The following is a 10,942-nucleotide window of genomic DNA, read 5'->3' on the forward strand; positions in this document are numbered from 1 at the left end:
TCAGTGCCGCTTCGCTTTTTCTCAGCGGCGCGGGGTGTGCATAATACGCTTTCCCGCTACAGAGTCAAGCATTTTTTGCTTTTCTCTGTCAGGATTCTCAGGAGAATCCTGCTGACCCGGCGGCGTGTTTGCCGTTGTTCCGTGTCAGTGGTGGCGCATTATATGGAGTTATTCCGGCCTGACAAGCGAAAAATATAAAAACTTTATCAATCGCTTACTTTTCAGGCAAAACATCCTGAATATGGTCTTTCCCGTCTAACTTATAGACAAAAACGAGCCCCGAAGGGCTCGTTTTATCATTTACTGGACGGCGACAATCCGGTTTTCATTAACCTCCAGGCGAATGACTTTACCCGGAACCAATTCACCAGACAGTATTTGCTGTGCCAACGGGTTTTCGATCTGCTGCTGGATTGCACGTTTCAGAGGACGCGCGCCATAGACCGGATCATAACCGTTCTCGCTCAACAGTTTCAGCGCCTCGTCAGAAATGTGGATTTCATAACCACGCTCTTCCAGACGTTTGTACAGACGTTTCAACTGAATCTGCGCAATCGAAGCGATATGTTGTTCACCCAACGGATGGAAGACCACCACTTCATCAATACGGTTAATGAATTCCGGGCGGAAGTTGTGACTAACCACTCCCAGCACCAGCTCTTTCATGTGCGCATAATCCAGTTCGCCAAAACGCTCCTGAATCAGATCAGAACCGAGGTTAGAGGTCATAATGACGACCGTATTACGGAAGTCGACCGTTCTCCCCTGCCCATCAGTCAGACGCCCATCATCCAGTACCTGCAACAGAATGTTGAAGACATCCGGGTGCGCTTTTTCCACTTCATCTAGTAGGATGACGGAATACGGACGGCGACGCACCGCTTCAGTCAGGTAGCCACCTTCTTCATAGCCCACATATCCCGGAGGAGCACCAACCAGACGAGACACCGAGTGTTTTTCCATAAACTCGGACATGTCAATACGGATCATCGCCTCGTCGCTATCGAACATAAAGTTCGCCAGCGCCTTACAGAGTTCGGTTTTACCCACACCCGTTGGGCCGAGGAACAGGAATGAACCAATCGGGCGATTCGGATCAGCAAGCCCTGCGCGGCTACGACGAATGGCGTTAGATACCGCATCAACCGCTTCGTTCTGACCAATAACGCGATGGTGCAGTTCTTGCTCCATACGCAGCAGTTTTTCGCGCTCACTTTCCATCATGCGAGAAACAGGAATACCCGTCCAACGGGCCAGCACTTCAGCGATTTCAGCATCAGTCACTTTATTACGCAACAGACGCATAGTTTTGCCTTCGAGCTGCGTTGCGGCTTCCAGTTGTTTTTCCAGCTCCGGGATTTTGCCGTATTGCAGTTCAGACATCCGAGCCAGATCACCCACACGGCGCGCCTGTTCAATGGCGATTTTCGCCTGCTCCAGTTCTGCTTTAATGGTCTGCGTACCAGAGAGCGACGCTTTCTCTGCTTTCCACTCTTCTTCTAACTCAGAGTACTGGCGCTCTTTGTCACTCAGTTCTTCGTTGAGCATATCCAGGCGTTTTTTACTGGCTTCATCAGACTCTTTCATTAACGCCTGTTGTTCCAGTTTGAGCTGAATAATACGACGATCGAGTCGGTCAAGCTCTTCCGGTTTTGAGTCAATCTGCATACGAATGCTGGATGCCGCCTCATCGATCAGGTCGATAGCTTTATCCGGCAACTGACGGTCAGCAATGTAGCGATGAGACAGCGTAGCTGCCGCAACAATCGCCGGGTCAGTAATTTGTACATGGTGGTGCAGTTCGTAACGTTCTTTCAGACCACGCAGAATCGCGATGGTGTCTTCCACTGTTGGCTCGGCAACAAACACTTTCTGGAAGCGACGTTCTAATGCAGCATCTTTTTCTATGTACTGGCGATATTCGTCCAGCGTCGTGGCGCCTACACAGTGCAACTCACCACGAGCCAGCGCCGGTTTCAGCATGTTCCCGGCATCCATTGCGCCATCGGCTTTACCTGCGCCAACCATGGTATGTAATTCGTCGATAAACAGGATGACATTGCCTTCCTGTTTGGCGAGATCGTTAAGCACGCCTTTTAAACGTTCTTCAAACTCACCGCGATATTTCGCCCCGGCCACCAGCGCCCCCATATCCAGGGCCAGTACGCGGCGACCTTTTAACCCTTCAGGCACTTCGCCATTGATAATACGCTGCGCCAGCCCTTCAACAATCGCAGTTTTACCAACACCAGGTTCACCAATCAGTACCGGGTTATTTTTAGTACGACGTTGCAGTACCTGAATGGTACGGCGAATTTCTTCATCACGACCAATCACCGGATCGAGTTTGCCCTGTTCGGCACGTTCGGTGAGGTCAATGGTGTATTTTTTCAAAGCCTGACGTTGGTCTTCAGCACCTTGATCGTTCACGCTTTCACCTCCACGCATTTGTTCAATCGCTTGAGTAATGTTGGCGGTGGTCGCTCCTGCTGCTTTCAGGATATCGGCCAGCGTGCCGCGAGACTCAAGTGCCGCCAGAACAAACAGTTCTGACGAGATAAAGTTGTCACCACGTTTTTGCGCCAGCTTGTCGCAAAGATTAAGAACGCGCACCAGATCCTGTGATGGCTGGACATCGCCACCTGTACCTTCAACCTGCGGTAAACGATTTAATGCCTGATTGATATCTGTGCGCAACTGACCAGCATTGATGCCGGCTGATGTTAATAAAGGACTAACCGATCCCCCTTCCTGATTCAGCAGGGCGCTCATTAAATGAAGTGGTTCGATGAATTGGTTGTCGTGCCCGAGAGCAAGTGATTGGGCATCGGCAAGAGCAAGCTGGAATTTATTAGTAAGACGATCCAGACGCATAACTCCTCCCATAACGGATCAAAGTTGCTACTGGAGATTAAATGAGGTCATCCCTCAATTATTCAAGGTTATTGACCAGATTAATGTGAAAAGAAAATCACGCGTACCGGATCGTCTTGATTCTTTAGGTTATATCAGCCAAATGAAACTTGCCATACGGCCCGTGATCTTGTCGCGACGATAAGAGAAGAAAGTCTCATTTTCCGTATATGTACAACGGTCACCGCCAAAAATTTGCTCAACACCAACGCCCGCCAGACGCTGCCGGGCAAGCTGATAAATATCCGCCAGATATTTATCACCACGCTGAATAAAAGCTTCACTCGCGTTGGCATCAACTGTCATAAACGCCTCCCGAACTTCCGGCCCCACTTCAAACGCGCGTGGACCAATTGCCGGCCCTAACCAGGCGAGAATATTTTCGGGTTTATCAGCAAAACAGGAAACCGTCTCTTCCAGTACGCCAGCGCACAGTCCACGCCAGCCTGCATGGGCGGCAGCGACTTCCGTTCCCGCACGATTGCAAAACAGCACTGGCAGGCAATCGGCAGTCATCACGGCACAAACCGTGCCGGGAGTATTACTATAAGACGCATCTGCCCGTTTGGACGCATAGGTTTCGCCAGTCAGTCTGAGCACGTCTTTGCCATGCACCTGTTCAAGCCAGACCGGTTTTGAAGGCAAATGTCCCGCAGCAAAAAGCCGTTTGCGATTCTCCTCAACGTGCTCCAGGTTATCACCACAATGGGCACCGAGGTTAAGCGAGTCGTAAGGCGGCAAGCTCACGCCGCCGATACGGGTAGAGCTACAGGCAGCAACACCTTTTGGCTGCGGCCACTGCGGGACAATCAGCTTATTCATAACCAGTCCACTTCGTCCTTATGTTCTTCAAAATCCGCACGCATCGCCTCAACCAGTTCCACCATATCTTGTGGGATAGGCGCATGCCATTCCATTTCGATGCCGGAGATCGGATGGTAAAGACGCAACATAGTTGCATGAAGCGCCTGGCGGTCAAACTTACGCAGCGTGGAGATAAACGCTTCCGAAGCACCTTTTGGCGGACGCGGACGGCCACCATAAACCGGATCGCCCACCAGCGGATGAGTGATATGCGCCATATGCACGCGGATCTGGTGCGTACGTCCAGTTTCCAGACGCAACCGCAGACGCGTGTGCACACGGAAGTGTTCCATGATGCGATAGTGAGTGACCGCCGGTTTACCCATGGGATGCACCGCCATGTGAGTACGTTTGGTCGGGTGGCGGCTGATTGGTTCATCTACTGTACCGCCAGCGGTCATATGACCAATTGCCACCGCTTCATACTCACGAGTAATTTCACGCCGTTGCAAAGATTCGACTAAACGCGTCTGAGCCGGAACGTTTTTTGCCACAACCATCAGCCCAGTGGTGTCTTTATCCAGACGATGGACAATGCCCGCACGCGGTACATCGACAATGGGCGGATAATAATGAAGCAACGCATTCAGTACCGTGCCATCCGGGTTACCCGCGCCAGGATGTACCACCAGGTCGCGCGGTTTATTAATGACGATGATATCTTCATCTTCATAAACGATATCCAGCGGGATATCCTGCGGTTCAAAACGCGCTTCCTCTTCAATCTCAGCGTTGATGGCCACCTGTTCACCACCCAACACTTTTTCTTTCGGCTTATCACAAACTTTGCCGTTAACCAGCACACGCTGGTCGAGGATCCATTCTTTTATTCGCGAACGTGAATAATCCGGGAACATTTCAGCCAAAGCTTGATCTAAGCGTTGACCGAGTTGTTTTTCGGACACCGTTGCAGTGAGCTGTACTCGTTGTGCCATATATACTGCTTCTTCGTTTATCGTTGGGGTTTTACGGCTTTGCCGTTTAATATAGTGTGCTATTGTAGCTGGTCTTAACCGGGAGCAGGAACAGAGAATCTCCCGTAATACATTTTGAGGAAAGTCAAAACGTCATGACGCGCATGAAATATCTGGTGGCAGCCGCCACATTAAGCCTGTTTTTGGCGGGTTGCTCGGGTTCAAAGGAAGAAGTACCTGATAATCCACCAAATGAAATTTACGCGACTGCGCAACAAAAGCTGCAGGACGGTAACTGGAGACAGGCAATAACGCAACTGGAAGCGTTAGATAATCGCTATCCGTTTGGTCCGTATTCACAGCAGGTGCAGTTGGATCTCATCTACGCCTACTATAAAAACGCCGATCTGCCGTTAGCACAGGCCGCCATCGATCGTTTTATTCGCCTCAACCCGACGCATCCAAATATTGATTATGTCATGTACATGCGTGGCCTGACCAATATGGCGCTGGATGACAGTGCGCTGCAAGGGTTCTTTGGCGTTGACCGTAGCGATCGCGATCCTCAACATGCAAGAGCTGCGTTTAATGACTTTTCCAAACTGGTGCGCGGTTATCCAAATAGCCAGTACACCACTGACGCCACCAAACGTCTGGTGTTCCTGAAAGATCGTCTGGCAAAATATGAATATTCCGTTGCGGAGTACTACACCGAACGTGGCGCATGGGTTGCCGTTGTTAACCGCGTCGAAGGCATGTTACGTGACTACCCTGACACCCAGGCTACGCGTGATGCACTGCCTCTGATGGAAAATGCTTACCGCCAAATGCAGATGAATGCGCAGGCAGAAAAAGTAGCGAAAATTATCGCTGCTAACAGCAGCAACACATAAACAAGCTTTATAAGCGCAAAATGGCAGCCGCTGGGCTGCCATTTTTTATGCAGAAAAGTCAGCAACTGAAGCGATTTAGTCGTGACCGATCCCATCAAATATGGCCTGCTTTGAGATATTCCTCAAGTAAAAAAACACCTCTTCCTGCGATTTCTCACAAAAAAGCTTCGTTGACAAAAAGTGACAAAATTATGAGATTTTCATCACACATTTTGACATCAGGAACGGTATGCTGAATTTACCAAGACGGGAAGACAAGAGGTAAAATTTATGACAATGAACATTACCAGCAAACAAATGGAAATTACTCCGGCCATCCGCCAACATGTCGCAGACCGTCTCGCCAAACTGGAAAAATGGCAAACACATCTGATTAATCCACATATCATTCTGTCTAAGGAGCCACAAGGGTTCGTTGCTGATGCCACTATCAATACACCTAACGGCGTTCTGGTCGCCAGTGGCAAACATGAAGATATGTACACCGCCATTAACGAATTGATCAACAAGCTGGAACGGCAGCTCAATAAACTGCAGCACAAAGGCGAAGCACGTCGTGCCGCAACATCGGTGAAAGACGCCAACTTCGTCGAAGAAGTTGAAGAAGAGTAGTCCTTTATATTGAGTGTATCGCCAACGCGCCTCCGGGCGCGTTTTTTGTTGACAGCGTGAAAACAGTACGGATACTGTACTGAAGCCGCTTAAGGAAACAAACATGAAACATACTCCGTTCTTCTTCGCATTCTTTTTTACCTTCCCCTGAACGGAGGCATTTCGTCGTGTGAAACAGAATGCGAAAACGAACAATAAGGCCTCCCAAACCGGAGGCCTTTTTTATTGATAACAAAAAAGGCAACACTATGACATCGGAAAACCCATTACTGGCGCTGCGTGAAAAAATCAGTGCGCTGGATGAAAAATTACTGACGTTACTGGCAGAGCGACGTGAGTTGGCCGTTGAGGTAGGCAAAGCCAAATTGCTGTCTCATCGCCCGGTACGTGATATCGATCGTGAGCGCGATTTGCTGGAAAGATTAATTACGCTCGGTAAAACGCACCATCTCGATGCCCATTACATTACTCGCCTGTTCCAGCTCATCATCGAAGATTCCGTACTGACCCAGCAGGCACTGCTCCAGCAACATCTCAATAAAATTAATCCACACTCAGCACGTATTGCTTTTCTCGGTCCGAAAGGCTCTTATTCCCATCTTGCGGCACGCCAGTATGCGGCCCGTCACTTTGAGCAATTCATTGAGAGCGGCTGCGCCAAATTTGCCGATATTTTTAACCAGGTCGAAACCGGTCAGGCTGACTATGCGGTAGTGCCGATTGAAAATACCAGCTCCGGGGCGATAAACGACGTTTACGATCTGTTGCAACATACCAGCTTATCAATTGTTGGCGAGATGACGCTGACCATCGACCATTGTCTGCTGGTTTCCGGTACGACTGATTTATCCACCATCAACACGGTCTACAGCCACCCACAGCCATTTCAGCAATGCAGTAAATTCCTTAATCGTTATCCACACTGGAAAATCGAATATACCGAAAGCACATCCGCCGCAATGGAAAAAGTCGCACAGGCAAAATCACCACATGTCGCTGCGCTGGGGAGCGAAGCTGGCGGCACGTTATACGGCTTACAGGTACTGGAGCGAATTGAGGCAAACCAGCGACAAAACTTCACCCGGTTTGTGGTGCTGGCACGTAAAGCCATTAACGTATCTGACCAGGTTCCTGCAAAAACCACACTGTTAATGGCGACGGGGCAACAAGCTGGTGCACTGGTAGAAGCGTTGCTGGTGCTGCGTAACCACAATTTAATTATGACCCGTCTGGAATCACGCCCGATTCACGGTAATCCGTGGGAAGAGATGTTTTATCTGGATATTCAGGCCAATCTCGAATCCGTGGAAATGAAAAAAGCATTGAAAGAGTTAGGGGAAATCACCCGTTCAATGAAGGTATTGGGCTGTTACCCAAGTGAGAACGTAGTGCCTGTTGATCCAACCTGATGAAAAAATGCCGGATGATATAAATCATCCGGTACAGGATTATTACTGGCGGCTGTCGTTCGCCTGACGCAATAATACGCGGCTTTCACTCTGGAAGCGTTGAGCGTAATCGCCGAACCAGTGCTCTACCTTGCGGAAACTGTCGATAAACGCCTGATTATCCCCCTTCTCCAGCAACTCAATCGCCTCACCAAAACGCTTATAGTAACGTTTGATCAACGCCAGATTACGTTCCGATGACATAATAATATCCGCATAAAGTTGCGGATCCTGAGCAAACAGTCGCCCAACCATCGCTAACTCAAGACGATAAATAGGAGACGAGAGCGCCAGAAGCTGCTCAAGCTGAACATTTTCTTCTGCCAGATGCAGGCCATAGGCAAAAGTAGCAAAGTGGCGCAGTGCCTGGATAAACGCCATATTCTGATCGTGCTCGACAGCACTAATCCGGTGTAACCGCGCGCCCCAAACCTGCATTTGCTCCAGAAACCATTGATACGCTTCCGGCTGGCGACCATCACACCAGACGACAACCTGCTTCGCCAGACTGCCGCTGTCCGGGCCGAACATCGGGTGTAGTCCCAACACCGGACCATCATGCGCCGCCAGCATGGCCTGTAATGGTCCATTTTTCACTGATGCCAGATCGACCAGTATACAATCATGAGGTAGCGGTGGCAGTTTCGCGATAACCTGTTCAGTAACATGAATCGGTACGCTGACAATCACCATTCCAGCATCTGCCACAATCTCTGTTGCCCGCGCCCAATCATGCTGTTCCAGAATCCGCACCTGATAACCAGAGAGAGTCAGCATCTTCTCGAACAAACGCCCCATCTGACCGCCGCCTCCAACAATAACCACCGGACGCAGTGACGGACAAAGCGTTTTAAAACCTTTATCGTTCTCACTGGAATAGGACTCACGCATCACTCGACGCAGAATGTCTTCAATCAAATCCGGCGGCACGCCAAGAGCTTCCGCTTCTGCCCGACGCGAGGCCAGCATGGATGCCTCACGCTCTGGAACATAAATAGGCAGCCCGAAGCGACTTTTCACCTCGCCAACTTCGGCGACCAGTTCAAGGCGCTTCGCTAATAAATTCAACAGCGCTTTATCTACTTCATCAATTTGATCGCGTAACGCGGTCAATTCAGCAACCATAATAAACCTCTTAAACTACACGCGCCGTCAGTTGCCCGTTGAGATCATGATGAATTTCACGCAGCAAGGCATCGGTCATTTCCCAGCTAATGCAGGCATCAGTAACGGATACGCCGTACTCCATTTCACTGCGAGGCTGCTCGGAAGATTGATTCCCCTCGTGGATGTTGCTTTCGATCATGAGACCAATAATAGAACGATTACCATCTTTGATTTGAGCAACCACAGACTCTGCCACCGCAGGCTGACGGCGATAATCTTTATTGGAATTACCGTGGCTGCAATCTACCATCAGCGACGGGCGCAGTCCCGCCTGTTCCATCTCTTTTTCACATTGCGCAACATCCGCAGGGCTATAGTTCGGCGCTTTACCACCGCGCAGGATCACATGCCCATCTGGATTACCCTGCGTTTGCAACAACGCAACCTGCCCAGCCTGGTTAATACCGACAAAACGATGCGGCTGAGCAGCAGCACGCATGGCGTTAATTGCCGTTGCCAGACTGCCATCGGTGCCATTTTTAAAACCAACCGGCATGGACAACCCAGATGCCATTTCACGGTGCGTTTGCGATTCCGTAGTACGGGCGCCAATTGCCGACCAGCTAAACAGATCGCCCAGATATTGCGGGCTATTTGGATCTAACGCTTCCGTCGCCAGCGGCAGCCCCATATTCACCAGTTCAAGCAGCAATTTACGCGCAATTTGCAGCCCGGCTTCTACGTCAAAAGAGCCATCCATATGAGGATCATTGATCAACCCTTTCCAGCCGACAGTGGTACGGGGTTTTTCAAAATAGACGCGCATCACCAGATAGAGGCTATCGCTGACCTCTGCGGCAAGGGCTTTAAATCGACGAGCATATTCCAGAGCCGCTTCAGGATCATGGATGGAGCAAGGTCCACACACCACCAGCAGACGAGGATCGCGCCCGGCGATGATATCTGAAATGGTCTTACGCGATTGGGCAATCCGGGTTTCTTGTTGCAGACTTAATGGGAAAGCAGCCTTTAACTGCTCCGGGGTCATCAGAATCTGTTCGTCGGTAATGTGTACGTTGTTCAGCGCGTCTTTTTGCATGATGGCGATCCTGTTTATGCTCGTTTGCGATAATTGCTCCTCAGCGAGGATGACGTAACGATAACACAAAAAGTAAAGTTTTCAATCCATACTTCGTACGCATCTCTTTACACAAGCAATTTATTCGCGCTTTTTTACTCTTGTTTATGTATAAATAAATTTACACTATCTTTGAAAACAATCCACTATGCTTTGAAAAAGGAGAAAGAAATGATGAAAAAGTTTATCGCCTCCTTGTTGGTTTTACTGGTTAGCGGATGTCAGATTGATCCTTATACTCACGCGCCAACCTTGACTAGCACCGACTGGTATGATGTTGGTATGGAAGATGCAATATCGGGCAGCGCCATAAAAGATGACGATGCATTTAGCGATTCACAGGCGGATCGCGGTCTATACCTTAAAGGATATGCTGAAGGGCAAAGAAAAACTTGCCAACCTGATTTTACCTACGCCAGAGGGCTTTCCGGTAAAAGCTTTCCTGCAAGTTGCGACACAGTGGAAAATGCCAGCCAACTACATGAAGTATGGCAAAAAGAGCAAACGAAAACGCCAGCACAATGCGTCTGAATTAAATTAAATTTCAAAAAAAATTAACCATGAGATTTAGCTCAAGTAATTTTAATTCTCACCGTAATGACGCTCGCCTAAAAGAATGATATTTTATTAAGTATCTGAAAAAATTTTTCGAGCGAAGATGGTGAGGAATCCTGAATGCGCTTTTCTCACCGAATAATCTTGCTGCTTACCCTCCTCCAGACAGGAGAGTCAGTATTCGCTCAGGAGATTACTGACGTTGCAAAAAATGTACGTTTGATGGTCTCCGGCATCGTCAGCTATACTCGCTGGCCTGGGCTGTCTGGTCAGCCAAGGTTATGTATTTTTTCATCTTCACGTTTTAGCGCGGCTTTGCAAGAGCATAGTGCGACGTCTTTACCCTATCAGCCCGTCATCATTAACACCAAACAAGATGCGTTAAGTTCAAGCTGTAATGGCTTTTATTTCGGCAGTGAATCTCCAACATTTCAAATGGAATTAATCGATCAATATCCATCCAGGGCGTTATTATTAATTGCTGAACAAAACACGGTG

At 49.1% G+C, this 10,942-nt stretch carries 11 protein-coding genes, 1 pseudogene and 1 other annotated feature; of the genes and pseudogenes, 7 read left to right on the top strand and 5 right to left on the bottom strand.

Going from position 1 to position 10,942, the window contains the following annotated elements; all coding sequences use genetic code 11:
• A partial coding sequence (locus EA14781_RS25510) for a hypothetical protein (protein ID WP_218186747.1) occupies positions 1–198 on the top strand: 198 nt, incomplete at its 5' end.
• Positions 199–300: 102 nt separating this feature from the next.
• Here the strand turns inward: EA14781_RS25510 and clpB are convergent.
• The 3 genes from clpB to rluD form a co-directional block, all read right to left on the bottom strand.
• Entirely contained in the window at positions 301–2,874 is a 2,574-nt protein-coding gene (clpB, locus tag EA14781_RS19785; RefSeq protein ID WP_002461515.1) for an ATP-dependent chaperone ClpB, read from the bottom strand.
• A gap of 129 nt (positions 2,875–3,003) precedes the next feature.
• A complete protein-coding gene (gene yfiH / locus EA14781_RS19790) occupies positions 3,004–3,735 on the bottom strand; it encodes a purine nucleoside phosphorylase YfiH (protein WP_001037497.1) in 732 nt (243 codons plus the stop codon).
• Entirely contained in the window at positions 3,732–4,712 is a 981-nt protein-coding gene (gene rluD / locus EA14781_RS19795) for a 23S rRNA pseudouridine(1911/1915/1917) synthase RluD (RefSeq protein ID WP_000079088.1), read from the bottom strand. Before rluD ends, yfiH begins: the two co-directional genes overlap by 4 nt.
• A gap of 134 nt (positions 4,713–4,846) precedes the next feature.
• On the opposite strand from rluD, the gene bamD reads away from it, so the two are divergent.
• From bamD to pheA, 4 genes are all read left to right on the top strand, one after another.
• Positions 4,847–5,584 (top strand): outer membrane protein assembly factor BamD, encoded by a 738-nt coding sequence (gene bamD / locus EA14781_RS19800; RefSeq protein ID WP_000197669.1) that lies wholly within the window; start codon positions 4,847–4,849, stop codon positions 5,582–5,584.
• A 270-nt stretch (positions 5,585–5,854) separates the two neighbouring features.
• A complete protein-coding gene (raiA, locus tag EA14781_RS19810) occupies positions 5,855–6,196 on the top strand; it encodes a ribosome-associated translation inhibitor RaiA (protein ID WP_000178456.1) in 342 nt (113 codons plus the stop codon).
• A 102-nt stretch (positions 6,197–6,298) separates the two neighbouring features.
• Positions 6,299–6,422, top strand: a sequence feature (Phe leader region).
• A complete protein-coding gene (gene pheL, locus EA14781_RS25025; protein ID WP_001386991.1) occupies positions 6,300–6,347 on the top strand; it encodes a pheA operon leader peptide PheL in 48 nt (15 codons plus the stop codon). (Overlaps the previous feature by 48 nt.)
• Positions 6,423–6,444: 22 nt before the next feature.
• Positions 6,445–7,605, top strand: a complete 1,161-nt coding sequence (pheA, locus tag EA14781_RS19815; protein ID WP_000200141.1) for a bifunctional chorismate mutase/prephenate dehydratase — start codon at positions 6,445–6,447, stop codon at positions 7,603–7,605.
• Between the two features lie 42 nt (positions 7,606–7,647).
• Here the strand turns inward: pheA and tyrA are convergent, their stop codons facing one another.
• Entirely contained in the window at positions 7,648–8,769 is a 1,122-nt protein-coding gene (tyrA, locus tag EA14781_RS19820) for a bifunctional chorismate mutase/prephenate dehydrogenase (RefSeq protein ID WP_000225200.1), read from the bottom strand.
• 10 nt (positions 8,770–8,779) lie between these two features.
• Positions 8,780–9,850, bottom strand: coding sequence for a 3-deoxy-7-phosphoheptulonate synthase AroF (gene aroF, locus EA14781_RS19825; protein WP_001168029.1), 1,071 nt, complete (start codon positions 9,848–9,850; stop codon positions 8,780–8,782).
• Positions 9,851–10,060: 210 nt separating this feature from the next.
• Between aroF and EA14781_RS19830 the strand changes: the two are divergent.
• Together EA14781_RS19830 and yfiR are read left to right on the top strand one after the other, a co-directional pair.
• Positions 10,061–10,425, top strand: a pseudogene (locus EA14781_RS19830) (DUF2799 domain-containing protein).
• 139 nt (positions 10,426–10,564) lie between these two features.
• The coding region (gene yfiR, locus EA14781_RS19835) for a regulatory sequestration protein YfiR (protein WP_042336103.1) at positions 10,565–10,942 on the top strand (378 nt) is incomplete at its 3' end.

Origin of the sequence: Escherichia albertii NBRC 107761 = DSM 17582 (assembly GCF_000759775.1) — a bacterium.
Taxonomy (GTDB): Bacteria; Pseudomonadota; Gammaproteobacteria; order Enterobacterales; family Enterobacteriaceae; genus Escherichia; species Escherichia albertii.

Coding starts and splice junctions, on each gene's coding strand:
- rluD (WP_000079088.1), bottom strand. CDS start 4,712: ATGGCACAACGAGTACAGCTCACTGCAACGGTGTCCGAAAAACAACTC.
- raiA (WP_000178456.1), top strand. CDS start 5,855: ATGACAATGAACATTACCAGCAAACAAATGGAAATTACTCCGGCCATC.
- bamD (WP_000197669.1), top strand. CDS start 4,847: ATGACGCGCATGAAATATCTGGTGGCAGCCGCCACATTAAGCCTGTTT.
- tyrA (WP_000225200.1), bottom strand. CDS start 8,769: ATGGTTGCTGAATTGACCGCGTTACGCGATCAAATTGATGAAGTAGAT.
- clpB (WP_002461515.1), bottom strand. CDS start 2,874: ATGCGTCTGGATCGTCTTACTAATAAATTCCAGCTTGCTCTTGCCGAT.
- pheA (WP_000200141.1), top strand. CDS start 6,445: ATGACATCGGAAAACCCATTACTGGCGCTGCGTGAAAAAATCAGTGCG.
- aroF (WP_001168029.1), bottom strand. CDS start 9,850: ATGCAAAAAGACGCGCTGAACAACGTACACATTACCGACGAACAGATT.
- yfiH (WP_001037497.1), bottom strand. CDS start 3,735: ATGAATAAGCTGATTGTCCCGCAGTGGCCGCAGCCAAAAGGTGTTGCT.